Origin of the sequence: Allobranchiibius sp. GilTou38 (assembly GCF_017565325.1) — a bacterium.
Taxonomy (GTDB): domain Bacteria; phylum Actinomycetota; class Actinomycetes; order Actinomycetales; family Dermatophilaceae; genus Allobranchiibius; species Allobranchiibius huperziae.
In genome coordinates, this window is sequence record NZ_JAGEKN010000006.1 from 116,853 (window position 1) to 140,799 (window position 23,947).

The window sequence follows — 23,947 nt, forward strand, 5'->3', positions numbered from 1 at the left end:
GGCGCGGAATCCGTTTCGGGCCCCTCGTGCTCCGTACCCTTCGACCATCTTGCTGCGCTCGCAGCGTCCGATCGTGAAAATCAGGAGGCAGTCTCGTGCGTTCGACCTTGATCAAGGTGGGTGTACCCGTCGTCGTTGGCGCCCTCGCACTGTCCGCGTGCGGAAGCCGCAGCGGCGGAGGGAGCAGCAGCGGCAGCAGTGGCGGCGGCAGCAGCAAGGTCGCCACCATCGGCGTCACCGCCCCCTTCTCCGGTGACCTGTCGGCAGTGGGTCTCGGCATCGAGAACTCGGTCAAGCTGGCCGTGCAGCAGGCGAACGCGAAGAAGACCATCCCCGGCTGGACCCTCAAGGCTGAGGCCGTGGACGACCAGGGCAAGCCGGAGGTCGGCACCAACGCCGCCACCAAGCTCGCGGGTGACAGCACCGTCGTCGGCGTCGTCGGCAACCTCAACTCCAGCGTCTCCACCAGCACCCAGCCGGTCTTCGCGAAGGCCAACATCGTGCAGGTGTCCCCGGCCAACACCGGTGTCGCGCTGACCAACGTCAACGGCAAGCGCCCCTATGACACCTACTTCCGCACCTGCACCACGGACGCCATCCAGGGCCCGTTCGCCGCGAAGTACCTGATCAGCCAGGGCATCAAGAAGGTCGCCACGATCAACGACCAGAAGACCTACGGCGCCGGTCTGACCAAGGCGTTCGAGGCGGAGTTCAAGAAGGAGGGCGGCACCATCACCGCCTCCCAGACGATCACCGACGCGCAGACCAACTACTCCTCGGTGATCAGCCAGATCAAGCCGGGCGCCCCGCAGGCCCTCTACTACGGTGGCGAGTACCCGCAGGCCGGCCCGCTGTCCAAGCAGCTGGCGCAGGGCGGTCTGTCCATCCCGGTCATGGGCGGTGACGGCATCTACGACCCGAAGTACATCGCCCTCGGCGGTCGCGCCAACGACCTGGCGACCTCGGTGGGTGCGCCGACCGACAGCACGGCCGCCGGCAAGTCCTTCCTGGCGCAGTACAAGGCTGCCGGGTTCTCCAACGAGGCCGGTGGCTACGGCGCCTACGCGTTCGATGCCGCCAACGCCATCATCGAGGCGCTCAAGACCTCGCTGAAGGACGCCAAGACCGCGCAGGACGCTCGCGCAGCCACCGTGAAGGCCATGGCGAACGTCAGCTTCACCGGTGTCACCGGCAAGGTGGCGTTCGACTCCTTCGGCGACACCACCAACAAGGTGCTGACCGTCTACAAGGTCACCGGCGGGGCGTGGGTCGCGGCCAAGACCGACACGTTCTGATCTGACTCAGCGCGCGGGGGCGGGAACTCATCGGAGTTCTCGCCCCCGCGTTGCCCTGACTCTCCTGGGAGCCTGATGACTCTGTTCATCCAGCAGTTGCTCAACGGCCTGACCGTCGGGTCGCTGTACGCCTTGATCGCCGTCGGCTACACCGTCGTGTACGGCATTGTCCAACTGATCAACTTCGCCCACGGCGAGGTCTTCATGATCGGTGCCTTCGGGTCGCTCGCGACCTGGCAGGTCGTGTGCCGGTCCAACACCGGCCTGTGGGCGCTGCCGATCATGATCCTCGGCGGGGCCGTGTGCTCCGTGGTCGTCGCCCTCCTGATGGAGCGCTTCGCCTATCGGCCGCTGCGCAACGCACCGCGGCTCGCACCGCTGATCACCGCCATCGGGATCTCGATCGCCCTGCAGCGCGCCATCCAGCTCTGGTACCCCGGCGCCACCAGCAACGTGTCCTACCCGAGCATCGACGGGGTGACCGGAAGCTCCCTCACCATCGGCAGCGTCGTCATCCAGCGCACCACGCTCTTCACGCTGGGCGTCCTGATCGTGAGCGCGGCGGCTCTCTACATCTTCATCAGCCGCACCCGCACCGGGAAGGCCATGGTCGCGGTCTCGCAGGACCCGGACACGGCCCGCCTGATGGGGATCAACGTCGACCGCATCATCGCGGCGGCGTTCGCCATGGGTGCCATCCTGGCCGCGCTGGCCGGCGTCGCCCAGGGCCTGCGCGACAGCAACGTGTCGTCCACGATGGGGTTCCTCGCGGGGCTGAAGGCCTTCACCGCGGCGGTCCTCGGCGGCATCGGCAACATCCAGGGTGCCGTCGCCGGTGGTCTGGTCCTCGGCCTCATCGAGGCCATGGCCACCCAGTACATCCCCGGCCAGTTCGGCGGGAACGCCTGGAGTGACGTGTACGCATTCATCGTCCTGATCCTGGTGCTGGTCTTCCGGCCGCAGGGTCTCTTCGGAGCCCGGGTGGTGGACCGCGCATGAACATCCCCAAGATCACGATCGAACCCCGACCGAACGTCGGCAAGGCTCTGCTCGCGGGCGGTTCGGTCCTGCTGATCGTCTCCGCGCTGCTGGCCTGGAGCTACGACTCGACGATCCTCGGGGACCTGTCGATCAGCGGTAATCCCGCGCCGCTGCAGGAGCTCGCCATCGTGATGGGCGTCGTCGGCCTCATCGAGGCCGCCCTCGTGCACCGCCGGCTGTCCTCACTGTCCTGGTGGGACACCACCTACAGCGCCAAGGCCCTCGCGGTGGGCGCGCTGGTCTACATCGTGCTCATCGACTACAACATCGCCTTCCAGTCCGGGGGCGTCATCAACCTGGACCCCGGCGCCTGGCTGGCACTGGTCGCCACCCTCGCGATGGTCGCGGGAGCGCTGCTGCTCGCGCCGGTCAAGGTGACCAACCAGCTGAAGGTGCACGGCGCCAACTGGTTGGAGATCGTGGTGATCGCGGCGACCCTCGCGGGTCTGCTGTTCATGGTCGCCTTCATCCTGCACGGCGACGACGGCGGCTCCGTGCTGGCTGCGCTCGCCGCAGGGGGCACCTTCGGCACCCTGCTCTTCCGTGGTGGATTCTTCACCTGGCTGTCGGTCGCGGCCGCCCGTCACCGCCCGGTGATCATGCTGGGGGCGCTGGTGGTGGCACTGCTCTTCCCGCTCACCCAGAACGGCACCGACGCCAACATGTCGATCGCCGTCGATATCGCGATCTTCCTGTGCGCGGCGCTCGGGCTCAACATCGTCGTCGGCCTGGCGGGTCTGCTCGACCTCGGGTACATCGCCTTCCTGGGCACCGGCGCGTACGTCGGCGCGATGATGTCGAGCGCGGCGAGCGCCACGATCGGGTGGCACCCGCCGTTCCTCGTGGTCGCCCTGCTCGGCGCTCTGACCTCCGCCGTGCTCGGCCTGATCATCGGATCGCCCACGCTGCGGTTGTCGGGCGACTACCTGGCGATCGTGACGCTGGCGTTCGGCGAGATCTTCCACACCGCCGTCAACAACATGGACGGCACCAACGGCCCGGACCTCACCCACGGCCCGAACGGCATCGCGGGAATCCCCGACCTCAACCTGTTCGGGTTCAACTTCGGGTCCTCGCACAAACTCGGGTCGTTCACCATCTCGAACTACTCCAACTACTACATCCTGCTGGTGTTCGTGGCGGCGTTGATCATCACCATCTTCTCCCGCCTCAACAACAGCCGGATCGGGCGCGGCTGGATCGCCATCCGTGAGGACGAGCGGGCCGCCGAGGCGATGGGCGTCAACATCTTCGGACTGAAGATCCTGGCCTTCGCCGGTGGCGCGTTCCTCGCCGGGCTGGCGGGCACGGTGCAGGCGCACGCCACCCCGTCCGTCGTACCCGACAACTACACCTTCCAGGAGTCCTCGTTCCTGCTCGCGGCGGTCGTGCTGGGCGGTATGGGCACCGTGGTGGGTGTGGCGCTCGGCGCGACCGTGCTCAAGCTGCTACCGGAGAAGCTGCGGTTCATCGAGGACTACCGGCTGCTGATCTTCGGTCTGGCTCTGGTGCTGATGATGCGTTTCCGTCCGGAGGGCTTGATCGCGAGCCGCCGGCGTCAGTTGGAGTTCCATGACGAGGACGAGGACCTGGCGACCGTCGTTCAGAAGGAACACGTGGACGAGCAGAAGGCGAACGCATGAGCACCGTGACACGGCGGCCCCGGGACACCGAGTTCTCGTCCGGCAAGGGCGACGTCCTGCTCGAGGCCTCTGACGTCCTCATGCAGTTCGGAGGTCTGACGGCCGTCAAGGACGTCAACATGACGGTGCACGAGGGCGAGATCGTCGGTCTGATCGGCCCGAACGGCGCCGGCAAGACGACGTTCTTCAATTGCCTCACCGGTCTGTACAAGCCGACCTCCGGCGAGGTGCGGCTGAGCGGCGAGCAGATTCCGCCGAAGCCGCGCAAGGTCGTGCGGGCCGGGATGGCGCGCACCTTCCAGAACATCCGGCTCTTCGGCAACATGACCGCGCTGGAGAACGTCATGGTCGGCACCTACTGCCGCACCACGTCGGGGGTGCTCACCACGATCCTGCGGGGGCCGAAGTTCCACCGCGAGGAGCGAGAGACCCGGGTCAAGGCGCAGGAGCTGCTGGACTTCGTCGGGCTCGGTCACACGACGGAGCTGCTGGCCCGCAACCTGCCGTACGGCGACCAGCGACGGTTGGAGGTCGCGCGCGCTCTGGCCACCGACCCCAAGGTGGTGCTGCTCGACGAGCCGACGGCGGGCATGAACCCGCAGGAGACCCAGCAGGCCTCGGATCTGATCTTCCGGATCCGCGACACCGGACGCGCGGTCGTGGTGATCGAGCACGACATGCGGTTCATCTTCAACCTCTGCGACCGGGTGCTGTGCCTCGTGCGCGGCGAGGTGCTGGTCGAGGGCACGCCGGAACAGGTGCAGTCCGACCCGCGGGTCATCGAGGCCTACATCGGCACCGGCGAAGACGACGATTTCGACGACGACGATCTGCAGGAGGACCCGGCGTGACCGCGATGCTCGAGGTCAAGGACCTGTCGGTGGCCTACGGCAAGATCACCGCCGTGAAGGGGATCAACTTCACGGTGGAAGAGGGCCAGGTCGTCACCCTGATCGGTACCAACGGTGCCGGCAAGACCACCACGCTGCGAACCATCTCGGGGTTGCTGCGCCCCTCGAAGGGTGAGATCTCCTTCCTGGGCAAGCGCATCGACAAAGCGCCGGCGCACTCCATCGTCACGATGGGCCTCGCGCATTCGCCTGAGGGTCGACGCATCTTCCCCCGACAGTCGGTGGAGGAGAACCTCATGCTGGGCGCGTTCGCGCGTCGCGACCGCGCTGACATCCAGGCGGATCTGAAGGAGGCCTACGACCTCTTCCCGATCCTGGCCGAACGTCGCAAGCAGCCGGCCGGCACGTTCTCCGGTGGTGAGCAGCAGATGCTGGCCATGGGCCGGGCGATGATGAGCAGGCCGAAGCTGCTGATGCTGGACGAGCCGTCGATGGGGCTCTCGCCGATCATGATGAAGAAGATCATGACCACGGTGCGCACTCTGCAGAAGCGCGGCACGACGATCCTGCTGGTCGAGCAGAACGCCCGTGCGGCACTGAAACTCGCATCGCACGGCTACGTGCTCGAGGTCGGCAAGATCGTGCTCGACGGTCCCGGGTCGGAGTTGCTCGTCAGCGACGACGTGAAGAAGGCGTACCTGGGAGAGGACTGAAAGGGGGCGGGGTTGATACGGATCCGGTGGATCCGTCCAACCTCTGTTCAAGGGTGAAGGGGATGGCACTAAGGTCAGTACGTTCCGTCCCCCGTCGCGCGAGGTGTCGCCCGAATGGCTCGTCCCACCGTCCAGGTGACCATCGCTTCCCCGAGTGATCAGGACCGCTTGATACCCCTGTGGGTGCAGCTGCGATCCGAGACCGGGCAGACCAAGGAGTGGGCTGAGCGCGCCGCTCAGGACGGTCGGATGGAGGCAGCCCTGTCGCGCGACGACGTACGCGTCTTCCTGGCCACCAGCGACGATCGCGACACCGGCTTCGCCGTCGTGATCCGCAGCCCGCTGTCCGGTCTCGGTGACGAGCAGGCCGTGTGGATCGATCAGATGTGGGTCGCCCCCGAACACCGCGGCACCGGCGTGGCGAAGGCGCTGCTCACGCGGGTCTCGGCGTACGGCGAGGAGCAGGGCAGCACCCAGGTGGTGTGCTGCGTGCCCACCCACGAGCGCGGCGTCAACCGCTACTTCGCCAAACTCGGGTTCGCCTCCACGGTCACGTTGCGCGTCACCTCGACCGCGTCGCTGCGGCGGAAGCTGACCGGCGTGGCCGAGTCCAAGGGCGCGGCGACGTTGCGGGCGCGGCGTTCGCTGCGGGCGCGTGCGCGCGACGACGTGAAGGTTGCCTCCGGCCTCTGACGGACCGCGCAGCGAAGGTTGTCGGCGAGGCGCCAGCCGAGTCGGCGGCCGCAGCGGAGCGGGGAGGAAGGGGCCGGGAGAGAGAACGGCCTCTGACGCCCCTCGATTGTCAGCGGATTCGTGACGCGGGCGCCCGAGAACCGCTGACAACCGGGGAGATTCAGGCGCCCGGGGGAGCGGATCGCACCATGCAGGTGATCCGCGAGGTGCACACCCGGCGCCCGTCGTCGTCGAGGATCGCCACGTCGTACGACGCGAGCGTGCGCCCCAGCGAGAGCGCGGTCGCCGTCGCGGTGACGTGACCGGACCGGGCGGCGCGGTGGTGGGTGGCGTTGATGTCGAGCCCGACCGCGATGCCCTTCTCGCCGGCGTGCAGCGCCGCTCCGATCGAGCCGACCGTCTCCGCGAGCACCACGCTCGCGCCGCCGTGCAGCAGGCCGTAGGGCTGGGTGTTGCCCTCCACGGGCATCCGTGCGACCACCCGCTCCGGCGACACCTCGAGGAACTCGATGCCCATCCGCTCGCTGAGCGAGCCGGCGCTCATCTCGTTGAACCGGTCGAGCAGGTCCGCGTCGGTCGTGGCATCGGGCTGTGGCTGCCTGGGCTGGCCGGGCTTGCCGGGCTGGCTGGGTTCCGCGTCGTGCGTGGGGGTGTCGGTCATGGGGCTTAGGCTGCCACGCGTGAAACGGCTGCTGTTGTTGGACGGGCATTCCCTTGCGTACCGAGCGTTCTTCGCGCTCCCGGTGGAGAACTTCTCGACCACGACCGGGCAACCGACGAACGCCGTCTACGGCTTCACCTCGATGCTCATCAACGTGCTGCGCGACGAGGAGCCGACCCACGTGGGCGTCGCGTTCGACGTCTCCCGGCAGACGTTCCGCAGCGAGGAGTACGCCGGCTACAAGGCCAACCGCTCGGCGTCCCCGGATGAGTTCAAGGGCCAGGTCTCCCTGGTCCGCGAGGTGCTCGACGCGCTCAAGATCGCCTACGTCGAGCTCCCTGGTTACGAGGCCGACGACATCATCGCGACCCTCACCGCGCAGGCCAACGCGGCGGAGTTCGACGAGGTGCTGATCTGCTCCGGTGACCGTGACGCGATCCAGCTCATCAACGACCGCGTCACGCTGCTCTACCCGCGCAAGGGCGTCTCCGACCTCGCACGGATGACACCGGCAGCCGTGCAGGAGAAGTACGGCGTGCCACCGGGTCGTTACAGCGATCTGGCCGCCATGGTCGGTGAGACCTCCGACAACCTGCCCGGTGTCCCTGGGGTCGGCCCCAAGACCGCCGCGAAGTGGATCAACCAGTTCGGCGACCTGACAGGCGTCGTGGACCACGTCGGAGAGATCAAGGGCAAGGCCGGGGAGGCCCTGCGTGAACACCTCGACGGGGTGCTGCGCAACCGCCGCCTCAACCAGTTGCTCGGCGATCTGGAGCTGCCGCTGGAAGTCGATGCACTGGAGCGACAGGGCTGGGACCGCGAGCAGGTGCACACCGTCTTCGACGGGCTGGAGTTCCGGGTGCTGCGCGACCGGTTGTTCGCGACCCTCGACGCCGTCGAGGACGAGGCCAACCCCGACGCCAACGTCGAGGTCGACGGCGTCACGTTGGACAGCTCGGAGGTGTCCGGGTGGTTGGCGGAGGCCGCCGGCGTCGGCGTGCGCAGCGGTCTGCAGGTCATCGGCCAGTGGGCGCGCGGCGCCGGTGACGTGCAGGGAGTGGCGATCGCCCCGGCGGGTCGCGACGACGCGGCGTACATCGATCTTGAGACGCTGGCGCCCGACGGGGAGGCCGCGCTGGCGGCCTGGCTGGCCGACGACGAGCGCCCCAAGGCGTTGCACGACGCGAAGGGACCGCTGCAGGCCCTCATGGCGCGCGGGATGCCGGTGCGCGGCGTGGTGAGCGACACCGCATTGGCGGCCTACCTCGTGCGGCCGGACCAGCGCTCCTACGACCTGACCGACCTGGTGCTGCGCCACCTCAAACGCGAACTCGTCGGCACCCCCGACAACGCCGCCCAGGGCGTGCTCGACCTGGGGGTGGGTGACCAACGGTCCGATGAGGCGATGGCCCAGGCCCGTGCCGTGCTCGACCTGTCGGTGTCCCTCGACACCGAGCTGGAGGCCATCGGCGAGACCGCGCTGCTGCGCGACGTCGAGCTGCCCCTGGTGGGCGTGCTCGCGACCATGGAGCGGGCGGGGATCGGCGTCGACGTCGACGCGATGCAGGTGCTCGAGGCCGACTACGGCGACGGGGTCTCCTCCGCAGCGGCCGACGCGTACGACGCCATCGGCGGTGAGCAGATCAATCTGGGCTCGCCGAAGCAGCTGCAGGTGGTGCTCTTCGAGACGCTGGGGATGCCCAAGACCAAGCGCACCAAGACCGGCTACACGACCGACGCCGACGCACTGAGCGACCTCTACGCGCGCACCGAGCACCCGTTCCTGGAGGCGCTGCTGCGCCACCGGGACAGCTCGCGGCTGCGAGTGACGGTGGAGGGGCTGCTCAAGTCCGTCGCCGACGACGGGCGCATCCACACGACGTACCAGCAGACGATCGCCGCGACCGGGCGGCTGTCCTCGACCGATCCCAATCTGCAGAACATCCCGATCCGCACCGAGGCCGGCCGACGCATCCGCGAGGTCTTCGTGGTCGGATCGGGTTACGAGACACTGATGTCCGCGGACTACAGCCAGATCGAGATGCGCATCATGGCGCACCTGTCCGGCGACGAAGGGCTCATCGAGGCGTTCCGCACCGGAGAGGATCTGCACCGGTTCGTGGGGTCGCGGGTCTTCCACGTCGAGCCCGCCGACGTCACCGGTGAGATGCGCTCCAAGGTGAAGGCGATGTCGTACGGCCTGGCCTACGGGCTGTCGGCGTTCGGGCTGTCCAAGCAGCTGACCATCAGCACCGAGGAGGCCAAGGCGCTGATGGACGAGTACTTCGCCCGGTTCGGCGGGGTGCGCGACTACCTGCGCGAGGTGGTGGCAGCCGCGAGTCTGACCGGTTACACCGAGACCATGTTGGGCCGGCGCCGTTACCTGCCCGACCTGACCTCGACCAACCGGCAGCGTCGCGACATGGCCGAGCGGATGGCGCTCAACGCGCCCATCCAGGGATCGGCGGCAGACATCATCAAGCTGGCGATGCTACGCGTCGACGCGGCGCTGCACACCGCAGACGCGCAGTCGCGGATGCTGCTGCAGGTGCACGACGAACTGGTGCTGGAGATCGCGCCGGGGGAGCGGGCCGACGTCGAGGCCCTCGTACGCCGCGAGATGGGCGCCGCGATCGACCTGGATGTGCCGCTCGACGTCAGCGTGGGTGTCGGCTCGTCCTGGCACGACGCCGCCCACTGACCGGGACTGGACCGTCGCGCCGAGCCGCCAGGGGCGGCGGGGATCGCTGCCTCGTACGACCATGTGCGCAGTCTGCGTCGGTGGCCAGGGCTGCAGCACTGGCCACCGACGCACATCGCCCACCCGGTCCCCAGACGCGGTCAGCGCAGGTGGCGCAGGTACCGCTCGGGCAGCTCGCAGAAGCCGCGGTAGTGCAGCACCAGGTCCAGGTCGTCCCACGCACGCTCGTGGAAGCCGTCGGCGTCCAACTCGAGCACCGTGGCGCCGGGCAGGCTCGCGATGATCGGTGAGTGGGTGGCGATCAGCACCTGGACGCCGGAGTGCTCCAACATGCCCATCAGCTCGCTGACCAGTCGCAGCTGCGCCGTGAAGGAGAGCCCCGCCTCGGGCTCGTCGAGCACGTAGAACCCGTCGCCGGTGAACCGGGTGGTGTCGAAGAGGGTCTGGAACGCCTCGCCGTGGCTGAGCTGGTGGAACTCCGGGTCCCGGGTGTAATTCTCCTCGCGGGTGCCATCCAGGAACGTGAACAACCCGTGCATCGTCTCGGCGCGGACGAAGTAACCCCACCGCGACCCGCCGGGCGACCGGGTCAGGGACAGCCAATCCCACAGCGGCGATTCGCTCACCCAGGTCGAGTGGGTGGCGCCGGTCGAACCACCCTCACCGTTCATCCCGTACGCCATCGCAATGGCCTCGACGAGGGTGGACTTCCCGGTGCCGTTCTCTCCGACCAGCACGGTCGCGGGGGACAGGTCGAGCCCCTCGGCGAGCAGCTGGCGGACCGGGCCGAGCGAGGTCACCCAGTGCGAGTAGTCGACCGACGCGTGCTCGCTCAGGGCCACGCGGCGCAGGGGCACCGGAGTCTTCTCCAGCCACCCCTTCACCATGTCGGCAGACTAGGTCGCCGGGGCGACAGCGGGTGCGGACTTCGCCATCAGGATGACCGGGGGTTCGGTGTCGGGCAGCCAATCCGGACGGGCGTGGCCGATCTCGCTCCACCCACGGTGCCGGTAGACGGCGAGCGGACGCTCGTTGGCGGTCACGACGTCGAGCACAGCGGTCCGGCCGCGGGCGAAGATCCAATCCTCCGCCGCGTCCATCAGGGCACCGCCGATACGTCGACCGCGCACCGCGAGGTCGACGAACAGGACTGAGAGACAGGCCAGCTCGTCGATGGGTCGACCGGCGCCGGCTGCCCACGTCTCGCCCAGCTCACCCGGCAGCACCGCGGTCACCGAGACGTGACCGACCACCCGGCCCGCGTCCTCCGCCACCAGGGCGACCAACTCATCGGGCCGGACGATGAACTCGCGCACGGGGAACGGCAACGGCCACCGCAACGGGTAGCGGGACGTCGGCTGCTGGGCTGCCAGCACCTGCTCGAGGACGACGAGGTCCTCCTCGCGGCGGGGTCGGACGCGGATCGCAGGCGGCGTGGTGCTCATCGGGTCATGCTGCAACGACGCGGGTCGACCAGCCACGGCGGGTCCGGACGGCGCCCACGGCACGGCATACGAGGTAGATCGCGAAGGACAGCGTGGTCACGTACGGGCTGATCGGTCGCCCGGGGGAGAGGGACAGCAGGATCCCGCCCTCCATGGACAGCACCGCGAAGGCCACCGACAGCACGCTGACCAGCGCCGGTCGCGCGGTCAGACACGTGGCGGCGGCGGTGGGGGTGATGAGCAGCGCCATCACCAGGAGGGCGCCGACCAGCTGCACGCACATCGCGCAGACCAGGCCGAGCACCACCATGAAGATGAGGGAGAGCTCGCGCACCCGTACGCCGCGTGCCTGCGCCACCACCGGATCCACGGCTGCGAAGAACATCGGGCGCCACAGCGGGATCAGCACGACGGCGACCACCACCGTCAGCAGCGCCAGCGATCCCAGCTGAGCGTTGTCGACCGAGACGATCTGGCCGAGCAGCAGACCGAACTTGTTGCTGCTGCGACCGTCGTAGAGCGACAGGAAAAGCACCCCGAGGCCGAGCCCGAAGGGCAGCACGATGCCGATGAGCGAGTTGCTCTGCCGTGCGCGGATGCCCATGAGTGCCAATACGATCGCGCCGATCACGGACCCGGCGACCGCACCTAGGGTGATGCTCACCCCAGCGAGCAGCGCGGCGGCGGCGCCGGCGAAGGACAGCTCCGCGGTGCCGTGTACGGCGAACGCCAGGTCACGCGCTTGGATCATCGGTCCGATGACGCCGGCGATGACGCCGAGCAGCGCTCCCGCGACGAGTGACGACGTGACCAGGGGCAGCAGCGACCAGAACTGGTCGAAGGAGATCAGTTTGGCGAGAGCGTCAGCCATGCTCGTGCGCCTCCTCGTGGTGGTGGTCGTGCCCGGGCGTTGCCGAGTCGTCCCCGCCCAGCACGACGATCCGCCCGTGGTGGTGCAGCACGTCGACGGGTGCGCCGTAGAGCTCGCTCAGCACCTCCGCACGCATGACCTCCTCCGCGGTGCCGACCCGTGCCTTGCCGCCGGCGAGGTAGGCGACGTGGTCGACGAGCGGCAGGATCGGGTTGATCTCGTGGGTCACGAAGAGCACGGCGGTGCCCTCGAGGCGGCGTACCCGGTCGATGGCCTGCGCGACCTCGCGCTGGTGGTGCAGGTCGAGGTTGAGCAGCGGTTCGTCGCACAGCAGCAGCCGTGGCCTGGTGACCAGGGCCTGCGCGATCCGGAGGCGCTGGCGCTCCCCGCCGGAGAGCATGGACAGTGGCGCGTCGGCGTACGCCGTGGCTCCGACGGTCTGCATGGCGCGCTGCACCGCGTCCTTCTTGGCGCGCGAGCCGAGGCTGATGCCGATCCGGTGGCCGTCCCAGCCGAAGCCCACCAGGTCACGTCCACGGATCGCGGTGTCCGGCGCGAGCGCGCCGTGCTGGGGGATGTACCCGATCAGGGGCGAACCGCGGTGCACCGGTTCCCCGCAGACCAGCGCCCGGCCGTGACGCAGCGGCTGCTCGCCGAGCAGCACCCGCAACAGGGACGACTTTCCTGCGCCGTTGGGCCCGAGGACACCGACGAACTCGCCGGCCTGCACCTGAAGGTCCAGCCCGCTCCACAGCACGCGACTGCCGTAGGCCAGCTCCGCGTCGTGCAGGGAGACCGCGGGGGTCACGAGAGTGCCCGCTGCAGCGTGGTGATGCAGCTGAGTACCCAGTGCAGGTAGTCGTGTTCGCCGGCCGGGAAGGTCTCGTAGACCTGCACGACCGGAACGCCGACCTTGTCCGCGGCGTTCTGCAGGACCGCCGACGTCGCGTCGGAGGTCTGCGCGTTCAGGGTCACCAGCTGCACCCGTTTCGTCGAGATGGCGGTGGTCGCGGCACGCAGTGCGACTGCCGATACCGAATCCGCCTCGGACTGCTCACGATAGGTGGCCGGGGTGCCGTCGGCGATGCCCGCGGTGGACAGCAGGTAGCCCACGACCGGCTCGGTCATCAGCGCGGACAGATGCGGGTGGGCGACGCCGATCGACCGGGCCCGGGTGGTCAGCGCGCCGATCTTCGTAGCGAAGGAGCGGGCGTTGGCGCGGAAGTACGCCGCATGCGCCGGGTCCGCCTTGGCCAGGTCGGCCGCCAGGACGTCGGCCACCTTGATCGAGGTGGGCAGTGACCAGAAGACGTGCTCGTTGAACGACGGGTCGTGTCCGTGGTCGAGTCCGGAGACCGTGACCGCGTCGACTGCCGTCGTACCCGAGTCGCCGGTGACCAGCTTCTGCGCCCAGTCGTCGTACCCCCCGCCGTTGTAGACCGCCACGGCGGACTTGCGCACCGCCAGCTTGTCGCGCGCGGTCGACTCGTAGTCGTGGGGGTCCTGCGACGGGCTCGTGATGGCCGACGTCACCTGCGCGTGCTCGCCGCCGACGTAACGGGCCACCGAGCCCCAGACGTCGGTGGAGGTCCACACCTGCACCTTGCCGTCGGAGGCTTTGCTCCCGCCGCCGGATCCACACCCCGCGAGGGTGAGGACCGCGACCGCGGCGGCGAGGGCGGCGACGGGACGCTTCATCTGCTCTCCTAAGGTGCAAAGTGGGAATCATTCTCGATCGTGATCATAACCACTGAATGAGAATCATTACCAACAAGGATCCGCCCTCGTCGACGGTCGCGGACAGCCCCCAGGCGCGTGACGTAGCGTGAAGTGGTGAGTGCATCCACCACGGCCCCAGTCATTTCCACCGTCGGCGAACTGCGCGCGAGCGGCCACGAACAGGTCGGCGTACGCGAAGAGATCCGGCGCAACCTCCTCAGCGCCCTGGCCGAGGGGCGCGACCCCTGGCCCGGCATCCAGGGTTTCGCCGACACCGTCATCCCGCAACTCGAACGCGCTCTGCTGGCCGGGCACGACATCGTGCTGCTCGGCGAGCGCGGACAGGGCAAGACCCGTGTGCTGCGCACCCTGCAGGGACTGCTCGACGAGTGGACCCCGGTCATCGCCGGATCGGAGCTCGGCGAGCACCCGTACGACCCCATCACCCCCGCCTCGATCCGGCGCGCGGGCGAGTTGGGCGATCAGCTGCCCGTCAGCTGGCGACACCGTGACCAGCGGTACGCCGAGAAACTCGCGACCCCGGACACCTCGGTCGGCGACCTGGTGGGCGACATCGATCCGATGAAGGTGGCCGAGGGCCGCAGCCTGGGCGACCCCGAGACGATCCACTTCGGGCTCATCCCGCGCAGCCACCGCGGCATCGTCGCCATCAACGAGCTGCCCGACCTCGCCGAGCGCATCCAGGTCTCGATGCTCAACGTGATGGAGGAACGCGACATCCAGGTGCGCGGCTACGTGCTGCGACTGCCGCTCGACGTCCTCGTCGTCGCGAGCGCGAACCCCGAGGACTACACCAACCGCGGGCGCATCATCACCCCGCTCAAGGACCGCTTCGGTGCTCAGGTGCGCACCCACTACCCGCTCACCGTCGAGGGCGAGGTGGCGGTCATCTCCCAGGAGGCGCAGCTCGTCGCGACGGTGCCGGACTTCATCGTGGAGATCCTGGCCCGCTTCACGCGCGGCCTGCGCGAGTCCAACGCGATCGACCAGCGATCGGGCGTCTCGGCGCGGTTCGCGATCGCAGCGGCCGAGACCGTGGCCGCGGCGGCCCTGCGCCGCGCGAGCATCCGGCACGAGGACGAGGCCGTCGCCCGGGTCGTCGACCTGGACACGGCCTCCGACGTGCTCACCGGCAAGGTCGAGTTCGAGAGCGGTCACGAGGGGCGCGAGGAGCCGGTGCTGGAGCACCTGCTGCGGATGGCGGTCGCCGACACCGCGCGTTCCCGGTTGCGCGGCATCGATCTCGGTCTGCTGGTGCGCAGCATCGAGGAGGGCGCCGAGATCAGCACCGGCGACGACGTGACGAGCGCCGATCTGCTCGCCGCGCTGCCCGTGCTCGGCGAGTCCGACCTCTACGACCAGATCGCCGAGCGGCTCGGCGCGCACACCCCAGGTGAGCGCGCCAGTGCCGTCGAGCTGGCCCTGGAGGGTCTCTACCTGGCCCGCAAGGTCAGCAAGGACGTCGACGACGACGGACGCGCGACGTACCGCTGAGCAGGCGGGGTCCACGCTGACGGCTCTTGCGACCGTTGACGGCGTTCGAACACCGTCAACCGTCGCGAACGCCGTCACCGTGGGCCTCGACGGGGCGTCGTCGCACCACGCGGGGACCATCCGGTGCCCGCCGTATGATCGAGGTGTCCGGTCCGGGCACCGTCGCATCCCGTTTCGAGGAGGCGCATTTCTTTGGCCAGTAAGCGAACTCACCGCTCCCGCTACGGCCGGTACGTCGGCGGGCCGGACCCGCTCGCGCCGCCGGTCGACCTGGCCGAAGCGCTGGACGCGATCGGCGAGGACGTCATGTCCGGCTACTCGCCCGAGCACGCGATGCGGGAGTTTCTGCGCCGCGGGACCCGTGACCAGCAGGGCCTGGACGAGTTGGCCCGTCAGGTCGCGCAGAAGCGCCGCGAGATGCTTGCCAAGCACAACCTGGACGGCACCTTCCAGGAGGTGAAGGAACTGCTCGACAAAGCGGTGCTCACCGAACGCAAGCGGCTGGCCCGCGACCTGGACGACGACGCGCGGTTCGCCGAGATGCGCATCGAGAACCTTCCGCCGTCCACCGCCGCCGCGGTCAACGAGCTCAGCGACTACCCATGGCGCGACGCCGAGGCGCGCGAGGACTACGAGCGGATCAAGGATCTACTCGGCCGCGAGATGCTCGACCAACGGTTCGCCGGTATGAAGCAGGCGCTCGAGGGCGCCACCGACGAGGACCGCGCACAGATCAGCGAGATGCTGAAGGACCTCAACGACCTGCTCACCAAGCACCGCAACGGCGAGGACACCGACGCGGCGTTCGAGCAGTTCATGGACAAGCACGGCGACCTCTTCCCCGAGCAGCCCGAGACCATCGAGGAGCTGCTGGACTCACTGGCGCAGCGCGCCGCGGCGGCGCAGCGGATGCGCAACTCGATGACCCAGGAGCAGCGCGACGAGCTGGACGCCCTGGCCACCCAGGCGTTCGGATCGCCGGAGCTGATAGACCAGCTCGGCGCCCTCGACGACAACCTGCGCGCCCTGCGTCCCGGCGAGGACTGGAGCGGCGGGGAGGAGTTCGGCGGTGAGCAGGGGATGGGCCTCGGGGACGGCACCGGAATGCTGCAGGACCTCGCCGACCTCGACGCACTGAGCGAGCAGTTGTCCCAGCACTACGCCGGGGCACGGATGGACGACCTCGACCTGGACGCGCTGCGGCGCCAGCTGGGCGATGAAGCGGCAGTGGACGCGCAACGGCTCGCGGAGCTGGAGCGACAGCTGCGCAACCGCGACTACCTGCAGTCCGACGCCCAGGGAGACCTGCGCCTGTCGCCGCGCGCCATGCGCGAGCTCGGCAAGTCGTTGCTGCGCGACGTCAGCCAGACGTTGTCCGGTCGGCAGGGGCAGCGCGACGCGCGCAAGGCGGGTACGGCGGGCGAGCCCTCCGGGGCCTCGCGCCCGTGGGAGTTCGGCGACACCGAGTCGTGGGACGTCACCCGCACGCTGACGAACGCGACCCTCCGCAGGGCGGGAGAACCCGAGGGCCCGGTCATCTCCTTCGAAGACGTGGAGGTGCAGGAGACCGAGGCGCGCACCCAGGCGGCTGTCGCGCTGCTGGTCGACACGTCGTTCTCGATGGCGATGGACGGTCGCTGGCTGCCCATGAAACGTACGGCGCTCGCGCTGCACCAGCTCATCTCGACCAGGTTCCGCGGTGACCATCTGGAGCTGGTGGCCTTCGGCCGGCACGCGCAGACCATGGAGATCGCAGAGCTGACCGGGCTCGCGCCGGAGTGGGACAAGGGCACCAACCTGCACCACGCGCTGATCCTGGCCAACCAGCACTTCCGCAGGTATCCCAACGCCCAGCCGGTGCTGCTCGTGGTCACCGACGGCGAGCCGACGGCGCACCTGGAGTCCGACGGCGAGGTCTTCTTCGACTATCCGCCGCACCCGTTGACCGTGGCGTACGCCGTCCGCGAGCTGGACCAGTCCACCCGCCTCGGCGCGCAGACGACGATCTTCCGGCTCGGCGAGGACCCCGGACTGGCGCGCTTCCTGGACCAGCTGGCCAAGCGGGCCGGCGGACGCGTGCTGGCGCCGGAGCTGGAGGGCCTGGGCGCCGCGGTCGTCGACAGCTACCTGTCGGGGCGCTCGTACGGCGGCAGCAGCTGGTTCGGCGCGTCCGGCTGACGTAGGCCGAACATGTGGGTCGTCGCGCGCTCGATAGAGCGCGCAACGACTCGCGACGTCCCGCGCGATCAGCGCTCCGTACGATCGGCGCGTGACGAAACCGCGCATCGGAGTGCTCGCCGTACAAGGGGACGTGCGCGAGCACCTGCGGGCGCTCGCCAGCGCCGACGTCGAGGCGGTCCCGGTACGCCGCCCCCAGGAGGTCGCGCGCATCGACGGCCTGGTGCTGCCCGGCGGGGAGTCGACCACCATCGACAAGCTGCTGCGCATCTTCGAGCTGCAGGAGCCGATCCGCGCGCGCATCGCCGCGGGCATGCCGGTCTACGGATCCTGCGCCGGGATGATCCTGCTCGCCGACGAGGTGCTGGACGGCCAGCCCGGGCAACAGACCCTCGGCGGGATGGACATCACGGTCCGGCGCAACGCGTTCGGGCGGCAGGTCGACTCCTTTGAGACCGACCTGGTGATGCCGTCGCTCGCGGACGGTGCACACACCCCGGTGCACGCGGTCTTCATTCGCGCGCCCTGGGTCGAGCGTGCCGGCGACGGGGTGCAGGTGCTCGCCACGGTGCCGCACGGGCCGGCGCAGGGTCGCGTCGTGGCATGCCGTGAGGGGGCGCTGCTCGCGACGTCCTTCCACCCCGAGGTCACCGACGATTACCGGGTGCACCACTATTTCGCGGCCATGGTGCGTGACGTCGTTCGCGTGCCGTAAGGGGTGTGGCGTACGCCGTCGCGATCCGGGCCTGCGCGCGAATCGTTACGATGACGGGCGGATCAGCCGTCCACGACGGCCTCACAGCAACGAGCACGAAGCAGGGAGAACATGAGCGGGCACTCCAAGTGGGCCACCACCAAGCACAAGAAGGCGGTGGTCGATGCCAAGCGCGCCAAGCTGTTCGCGAAGCTGATCAAGAACATCGAGGTGGCGGCGCGGTCCGGCGGCGGCGACGTGGTGGGCAACCCCACGCTGTATGACGCGGTGCAGAAGGCCAAGAAGTCCTCGGTCCCGAACGACAACATCGACCGCGCGGTCAAGCGCGGTTCGGGCGCGGAGGCCGGTGCCGCGGAGTATTTGGCGCTGACGTACGAGGGCTACGCGCCCGGCGGCGTGGCGCTGCTCATCGAGTGCCTCACCGACAACAAGAACCGTGCGGTGGCCGAGGTGCGCACGGCCCTGCAGCGCAACGGCGGCACGATGGCCGAGAGCGGTTCGGTCGCCTTCCAGTTCCACCGCAAGGGCCTGGTGACGGTGCCCAAGGCGGACAAGACCGAGGAGGACATCCTCGAGGTCGTGATGGACGCCGGCGCCGAGGAGATCAACGACCTGGGGGAGTCCTTCGAGATCGTCTCCGAGGCCCATGACTTCGTCGCCGTGCGCGAGGCCGTGCAGGCCGCGGGCATCGACTACGACTCGGCCGAGTCGTCGTGGCTGCCCACGGTCGAGGTGCCGCTGGACGCCGACGGCGCCCGCAAGATGTTCCGCATCATCGACGCGCTCGAGGACAGCGACGACGTACAGAACGTCTACGCCAACGGCGAGGTGTCCGACGAGGTCCTGGCCGAGCTCGACGAGGAGTAGGCGACTCGCCGGGTCGCCTGCCCGTGGCCGATCGTCGCACCGGGTAGCGTCGCCGTGTGCCGAACAGGTGTTCGGCACACGGCGATTCAATCTGCGGGAGGCTTGCGTGCGTGTCCTCGGCGTCGACCCCGGACTGACCCGGTGCGGCCTGGGCGTGGTGGAGGGCGGTATCGGCGAACCGGTCCGGATGATCGCCGTCGGCGTCGTGCGTACGCCGCCCGGCGACGACCCCGCCGAGCGGCTGCTCACCCTGCAGACCGAGATCGACGAGTGGCTGCAGCGCTATGCGCCGGACGCCGTCGCCGTCGAACGTGTCTTCGCCAAGGCCAACATCAAGGGGATCATGGGCACCGCGCAGGCCTCTGCCGTCCCGATGCTCGCGGCGGCCCGTCTGGGGCTGCCGCTCGCGATGCACACCCCGTCCGAGGTCAAGGCCGCGGTCACCGGCAACGGCCGCGCCGACAAGGCGCAGGTGACGGCCATGGTGACCCGCATCCTCAAGCTGAAGGTCGCTCCCACGCCCGCCGACGCGGCCGACGCCCTGGCGCTGGCGATCTGCCACGTATGGCGCGGCGGCGCGCAGGACCGCATCGCCCAGGCCCTCGCTCGACAGAAGGCGGCGTACGCAGCCCAAGTAGCAGCAGAGGCACAGCGGGTGGTGCGGTGATCGCGAGTCTGCGGGGCTCGGTGCTCGCGACCGGCCTCGGCACCCTCGTGGTCGAGGTCGGCGGTGTCGGACTGTCGGTGCTCGCGACCCCGTCCACCGCGGCGTCGGTGCGCGTCGGCGAGACGGCCACCCTGGCGACCACGCTCGTCGTGCGCGAGGACTCGCTCACCCTCTTCGGCTTCGCCACCACCAGCGAGCGGGACCTCTTCGAGCTGGTGCAGACCGTCAGCGGCGTCGGTCCGCGGCTCGCGCTGGCGATGCTGGCCATCCACGCCCCGGAGGTGCTGCGCGCCGCGATCGCCGGCGGCGACCTCGCGACACTCGTGAAGGTGCCGGGCATCGGCAAGAAGGGCGCCGAACGGATCGTCCTGGAGCTGAAGGACAAGGTCGGCCCGGTGTCGGCCGCCGCCGGTCTCGAGGACGCGGCGCAGCAGGCGTCCAGCATCGTCGACGGCGAGCACGGCCAGGTGGTCGAGGCGCTCGTCGGCCTGGGCTGGTCGACCAAGCAGGCCCAGGACGCCGTCGAGCGGGTCGTCGATGCGGCCCGCGGTGACGGCCACGTGAGCGACGTGTCGGGTCTGCTGCGCGCCGCGCTGCGGGAGCTCGGCCGGTGAGCGAGAGCGACGACCCGTCGTACGAGGACGAGTCGTACGACGCGACGGCGCGGATCGTGGATCCGGGGGGTCACCCGGCCGACGAGGACCGCCGCTTCGAGGCGGCCCTGCGGCCGCGCAGGCTCGCCGACTTCCCCGGCCAGCCGCGGGTCCGCGATCAGTTGGGTCTGCTGCTGGAGGCGGCGCGGCGCCGCGGTGCACCGCCGGACCATGTGCTGCTGTCCGGCCCGCCCGGCCTGGGCAAGACCTCGCTGGCGATGATCATCGCCGCCGAGCTGGAGCAGCCGATCCGCATCACCAGCGGGCCGGCCATCCAGCACGCGGGCGACCTGGCCGCCGTGCTCTCCTCGCTCGCCGAGGGGGAGGTGCTCTTCCTCGACGAGATCCACCGGATGGCGCGCCCCGCCGAGGAGATGCTCTACCTGGCGATGGAGGACTTCCGGGTCGACATCATCGTCGGCAAGGGCCCGGGCGCCACGGCCATCCCGCTGGAGCTGCCGGCGTTCACCGTGGTCGGCGCGACGACGAGAGCGGGTCTGCTGCCCGCGCCGCTGCGCGACCGCTTCGGCTTCACCGGCCACCTCGACTTCTACGCGACGGCCGACCTCGCGCAGATCCTCACCCGCAACGCCACGCTGCTCGGCGTAGAGAGCACCCCGCAGGGGATCGACGAGATGGCGGGACGGTCCCGTGGCACCCCGCGGATCGCCAACCGGCTGCTACGACGGGTCCGCGACTACGCCCAGGTGCACGGCAACGGCATCGTCGATCTGAGTGCCGCCCGCGCCGCCCTGCGGCTCTTCGATGTCGACGACCGCGGCCTGGACCGACTCGACCGGGCGGTGCTCGACGCCCTCTGCCGACGCTTCGGTGGCGGGCCGGTGGGATTGTCGACCCTGGCCGTCGCAGTGGGGGAGGAGGCGGACACCGTCGAGACCGTCGCCGAGCCCTATCTGGTGCGGGAGGGATACCTGGTGCGCACGCCGCGTGGCCGCGCCGCGTCGCCGATGGCGTGGGCGCACCTGGGCCTGACACCGCCGACGCCGAGCGCTGCGGGCGCCCAACTCGGCTTCGGCGACATCGAGGGCCGCTTCGGTGACAGCAGGTCCGACACGGATTGACGGCGTGGCCTGCGGTTGGGGAAGCCCCCAAGCTGACCTAGACTCTGCCGCTGGCAATCCAACGACGGGCCGGCGTGGCTCCGTCGCACCGTGAGACCCGAAGGACGTTCCGTTCCATGCCCGCTCTTGCAGCAGCCAGTTCCGGTAACTCCGGATCGAGCAATGGCACGTTCATCCTCATCGGGGTGGTCATCCTCCTCGGTGTCCTGCTGTTCGTGTCCAACCGGCGCAAGCGCCGGCAGGCACAGCAACAGCAGGAGAGCCTGAAGATCGGCACCCCCGTGAGCACCACCTCCGGCCTGCTCGGCACGCTGTCCGCGCTGGACGAGCGCACCGCGACCGTCGAGGTGAGCCCGGGCGTGCACCTGCAGTTCGTACGCCGAGCGGTCGTACCGCGCTCCGCGCTGCTGCCCGACGCACCCGCAACCGACGCTGCTGCAGCCGACGCTCCCGCAGCCGGTACGGCCGACGCCGACACGACCTCCGACACCGGAGTCTCGAAGGACGCCGGGGAACCCGCCGCAGCGGACCAGGCGTTGCCTACGAAGGACGATCGCCCGACGGGTGCATCACCCGATCGATCGCCCGATGACCACAACGACACCCGCGCGGAGGCCTGAGCACCGGTGGCAACACGCACACGACGTACGACGCCGGGCGGACGACCCGTCCGTACTCTCGTCCTCCTCGCCGCCCTGGTGATCGCGCTCTTCGCGGCGATCGGCGCGAGTGCGGCATTGGGCAACCCCGCCGGGCAATGGAGCCCGAAGCTCGGACTGGACCTCGAGGGCGGGCGCCAGATCGTCCTGCAGCCCTCGGTCGGAAAGGGCCAGACCGTCACCACCGGCCAGGTCGACCAGGCCGTCGACATCATCCGCGAGCGGGTCAACGGCAACGGCGTCTCCGAGGCCCAGGTCAGCAGGCTGGGCGCGAAGAACATCCAGGTCTCGCTGCCGGGCAACCCCAGCCAGGAGACCCTGAATTCGCTGGCGCAGTCCTCGCAGTTGTTCTTCCGCGCGGTCATCAACAGCACCCAGGACACCCCGCCGACCTTCACGTTGCCCACGCCGTACTCCGCCCCGACCACCAAGGGCTCCACGACGCCGAAGTCGTCGACCAGCCCCTCGGGCACGGCGACGCCGTCCGGCACCAGCTCGAGCAGCTCCAGCAGCTCTACCGCCAACGATGTGCTGCCGCAGGCGTTCCGGGCGGCGACGACCACCCCGACCCCGAGCACGTCCTCCACTCCGGCCGCGTCGAGCACGTCGCCGAGCGCGACCGCCAGCAGCACCCCCCAGGCGACCGCGTCCTCGAGCACCCCCGCGCGCAACTTGCCGACGCCGTACGACTCGAGTGGCAACGTCACGACGAACGGTCTGGGCGCCAGCGACACCGGGTGGGAGAGCCGGACCGTCAGCAACGACTGGATCACCTCCGGACTGGCCACCAAGGGTGAGACCTACAGTCAATTGCTGACCGCGTACTCCTGCTCCAACAACGACAGCCGGCTCGGTCCGACCGCCGCGCAGTGGCAGCAGGTCGCCCGGCAGATCCCGGCCTCCCAGCCGACCGTCGGGTGCGACACGGGAAGGGCCATCTCCGGTGCTCAGGCCCCGGCGATGAAGTACCTGATGGGCCCCTCGGAGGTGACCGGCAGCCAGATCACCGACGCCAGCTTCGGCCAGGCCACCACCCAGCAGGGGGTGACCACCGGCCAGTACGAGGTCAACCTGACGTTCAACAGCAAGGGCTCCTCGGAGTTCGCGAAGGTGACCGGGCGGTTGAACGGTCTGCAGGCGCCGCGCAACCAGTTCGGGATCGTGGTCGACGGCCTGGTCATCTCCGCGCCGTCGAACACCAACGGCGCCATCACCGGCGGCAAGGCGCAGATCACCGGGAACTTCACCGAGAACAGTGCCAAGACCTTGGCCAACCAGCTGAAGTTCGGTGCGTTGCCGTTCTCCTTCAACGAACTGACCTCCAGTCAGGTCAGCCCGCAGCTCGGCTCCCAGCAGCTGCGCGACGGCATCATCGCCGGCATCATCGGCCTGATCCTGGTGGTGCTCTACTCCCTGGCGCAGTACCGGCTGCTCGGCCTGGTCACCATCGCCTCCCTGGTCACCTCCGCGGTGATCACGTACGGCGCGGTCACGCTGCTCGGTTACACCTCCAACCTGCGCCTCACCATGGCCGGGGTGACCGGTCTGATCGTCGCGATCGGCATCACGGCCGACAGCTTCATCGTCTACTTCGAACGCGTGCGTGACGAAGTCAGATCAGGAAGGCCGCTGCGCGCGGCCGTGCAGACCGGCTGGTCCCGCGCCCGTCGTACCGTCCTGGTCTCCGACGCGGTCAACTTCCTGGCCGCCGCCGTGCTCTACATCCTCTCCGAGGACAACGTGAAGGCCTTCGCCTTCACGTTGGGCCTCACCACCCTCATCGACATCCTGGTGGTCTTCCTGTTCACCCACCCCGTGCTCACGCTGCTGTCGCGTACGTCGTTCTTCGGCAACGGGCACAAGTGGTCCGGTTTCGACCCGGAGCGGCTGGGCGCGCGCGGCGTGACGTACGCCGGTCGCGGGCGGGTCACGATCGCCGAACGCAAGGCCGCAGCCGCGGCTGGAAAGCAGGCCTGAC

22 protein-coding genes are annotated in these 23,947 nt (G+C 69.4%); 16 read left to right on the top strand and 6 right to left on the bottom strand.

Going from position 1 to position 23,947, the window contains the following annotated elements; all coding sequences use genetic code 11:
- The first annotated feature begins 95 nt into the window (after nt 1-95).
- The 6 genes from JOB34_RS05685 (at nt 96) to JOB34_RS05710 (ending at nt 6,236) form a co-directional block, all read left to right on the top strand.
- Nucleotides 96-1,295, top strand: a complete 1,200-nt coding sequence (locus tag JOB34_RS05685; protein WP_347813745.1) for a branched-chain amino acid ABC transporter substrate-binding protein — start codon at nt 96-98, stop codon at nt 1,293-1,295.
- Between the two features lie 75 nt (nt 1,296-1,370).
- Nucleotides 1,371-2,294 carry a branched-chain amino acid ABC transporter permease gene (locus JOB34_RS05690; RefSeq protein ID WP_208051798.1) on the top strand — a complete coding sequence of 308 codons (924 nt, stop codon included), beginning with the start codon at nt 1,371-1,373 and terminating at the stop codon, nt 2,292-2,294.
- Nucleotides 2,291-3,979: a branched-chain amino acid ABC transporter permease gene (locus JOB34_RS05695; RefSeq protein WP_208051799.1), complete on the top strand. Its 1,689-nt coding sequence runs from the start codon at nt 2,291-2,293 to the stop codon at nt 3,977-3,979. Before JOB34_RS05690 ends, JOB34_RS05695 begins: the two co-directional genes overlap by 4 nt.
- A complete protein-coding gene (locus JOB34_RS05700) occupies nt 3,976-4,830 on the top strand; it encodes an ABC transporter ATP-binding protein (RefSeq protein WP_243757694.1) in 855 nt (284 codons plus the stop codon). Before JOB34_RS05695 ends, JOB34_RS05700 begins: the two co-directional genes overlap by 4 nt.
- Complete coding sequence (locus tag JOB34_RS05705; protein ID WP_179480473.1) at nt 4,827-5,543, top strand: ABC transporter ATP-binding protein; 717 nt, start codon at nt 4,827-4,829, stop codon at nt 5,541-5,543. Before JOB34_RS05700 ends, JOB34_RS05705 begins: the two co-directional genes overlap by 4 nt.
- A 114-nt stretch (nt 5,544-5,657) precedes the next feature.
- Nucleotides 5,658-6,236, top strand: a complete 579-nt coding sequence (locus tag JOB34_RS05710; protein WP_179480475.1) for a GNAT family N-acetyltransferase — start codon at nt 5,658-5,660, stop codon at nt 6,234-6,236.
- Nucleotides 6,237-6,396: 160 nt separating this feature from the next.
- On the opposite strand, the gene JOB34_RS05715 is transcribed toward JOB34_RS05710, so the two are convergent.
- On the bottom strand, nt 6,397-6,780 hold the full coding sequence (locus tag JOB34_RS05715; RefSeq protein WP_208052383.1) for a PaaI family thioesterase: 384 nt from the start codon (nt 6,778-6,780) through the stop codon (nt 6,397-6,399).
- Between the two features lie 136 nt (nt 6,781-6,916).
- Between JOB34_RS05715 and polA the strand changes: the two genes are divergently transcribed.
- Complete coding sequence (gene polA / locus JOB34_RS05720; RefSeq protein WP_208051800.1) at nt 6,917-9,598, top strand: DNA polymerase I; 2,682 nt, start codon at nt 6,917-6,919, stop codon at nt 9,596-9,598.
- Nucleotides 9,599-9,738: 140 nt separating this feature from the next.
- On the opposite strand, the gene JOB34_RS05725 is transcribed toward polA, so the two are convergent.
- Genes JOB34_RS05725 through JOB34_RS05745 form a run of 5 tightly spaced genes read right to left on the bottom strand, consistent with a single transcriptional unit; the run spans nt 9,739 to nt 13,612 of the window.
- Nucleotides 9,739-10,485, bottom strand: coding sequence for an AAA family ATPase (locus JOB34_RS05725; protein WP_208051801.1), 747 nt, complete (start codon nt 10,483-10,485; stop codon nt 9,739-9,741).
- A 9-nt stretch (nt 10,486-10,494) separates the two neighbouring features.
- On the bottom strand, nt 10,495-11,043 hold the full coding sequence (locus JOB34_RS05730) for a GNAT family N-acetyltransferase (RefSeq protein ID WP_208051802.1): 549 nt from the start codon (nt 11,041-11,043) through the stop codon (nt 10,495-10,497).
- A gap of 4 nt (nt 11,044-11,047) precedes the next feature.
- Nucleotides 11,048-11,914, bottom strand: coding sequence for a metal ABC transporter permease (locus JOB34_RS05735; protein ID WP_208051803.1), 867 nt, complete (start codon nt 11,912-11,914; stop codon nt 11,048-11,050).
- Nucleotides 11,907-12,722 carry an ATP-binding cassette domain-containing protein gene (locus JOB34_RS05740; RefSeq protein WP_208051804.1) on the bottom strand — a complete coding sequence of 272 codons (816 nt, stop codon included), beginning with the start codon at nt 12,720-12,722 and terminating at the stop codon, nt 11,907-11,909. Before JOB34_RS05740 ends, JOB34_RS05735 begins: the two co-directional genes overlap by 8 nt.
- Nucleotides 12,719-13,612, bottom strand: coding sequence for a zinc ABC transporter substrate-binding protein (locus JOB34_RS05745; RefSeq protein ID WP_208051805.1), 894 nt, complete (start codon nt 13,610-13,612; stop codon nt 12,719-12,721). Before JOB34_RS05745 ends, JOB34_RS05740 begins: the two co-directional genes overlap by 4 nt.
- Before the next feature lie 135 nt (nt 13,613-13,747).
- On the opposite strand from JOB34_RS05745, the gene JOB34_RS05750 reads away from it, so the two are divergent.
- The 9 genes from JOB34_RS05750 (at nt 13,748) to secD (ending at nt 23,946) form a co-directional block, all read left to right on the top strand.
- Nucleotides 13,748-15,148 (top strand): sigma 54-interacting transcriptional regulator, encoded by a 1,401-nt coding sequence (locus JOB34_RS05750; protein WP_208051806.1) that lies wholly within the window; start codon nt 13,748-13,750, stop codon nt 15,146-15,148.
- Nucleotides 15,149-15,334: 186 nt separating this feature from the next.
- On the top strand, nt 15,335-17,326 hold the full coding sequence (locus tag JOB34_RS05755) for a VWA domain-containing protein (protein ID WP_208052384.1): 1,992 nt from the start codon (nt 15,335-15,337) through the stop codon (nt 17,324-17,326).
- A gap of 91 nt (nt 17,327-17,417) precedes the next feature.
- Nucleotides 17,418-18,041, top strand: a complete 624-nt coding sequence (gene pdxT / locus JOB34_RS05760; RefSeq protein WP_208051807.1) for a pyridoxal 5'-phosphate synthase glutaminase subunit PdxT — start codon at nt 17,418-17,420, stop codon at nt 18,039-18,041.
- A gap of 111 nt (nt 18,042-18,152) precedes the next feature.
- Nucleotides 18,153-18,908, top strand: coding sequence for a YebC/PmpR family DNA-binding transcriptional regulator (locus JOB34_RS05765; protein WP_179480494.1), 756 nt, complete (start codon nt 18,153-18,155; stop codon nt 18,906-18,908).
- 106 nt (nt 18,909-19,014) lie between these two features.
- On the top strand, nt 19,015-19,575 hold the full coding sequence (gene ruvC / locus JOB34_RS05770) for a crossover junction endodeoxyribonuclease RuvC (RefSeq protein WP_208051808.1): 561 nt from the start codon (nt 19,015-19,017) through the stop codon (nt 19,573-19,575).
- Nucleotides 19,572-20,189, top strand: coding sequence for a Holliday junction branch migration protein RuvA (ruvA, locus tag JOB34_RS05775; protein WP_208051809.1), 618 nt, complete (start codon nt 19,572-19,574; stop codon nt 20,187-20,189). Before ruvC ends, ruvA begins: the two co-directional genes overlap by 4 nt.
- Nucleotides 20,186-21,310 carry a Holliday junction branch migration DNA helicase RuvB gene (gene ruvB, locus JOB34_RS05780; RefSeq protein ID WP_208051810.1) on the top strand — a complete coding sequence of 375 codons (1,125 nt, stop codon included), beginning with the start codon at nt 20,186-20,188 and terminating at the stop codon, nt 21,308-21,310. The genes ruvA and ruvB overlap by 4 nt, the downstream gene beginning before the upstream one ends.
- 116 nt (nt 21,311-21,426) lie before the next feature.
- On the top strand, nt 21,427-21,930 hold the full coding sequence (locus JOB34_RS05785) for a preprotein translocase subunit YajC (RefSeq protein WP_208051811.1): 504 nt from the start codon (nt 21,427-21,429) through the stop codon (nt 21,928-21,930).
- Nucleotides 21,931-21,936: 6 nt separating this feature from the next.
- Nucleotides 21,937-23,946 (top strand): protein translocase subunit SecD, encoded by a 2,010-nt coding sequence (gene secD, locus JOB34_RS05790; protein WP_347813746.1) that lies wholly within the window; start codon nt 21,937-21,939, stop codon nt 23,944-23,946.
- Nucleotide 23,947: the final 1 nt, after the last annotated feature.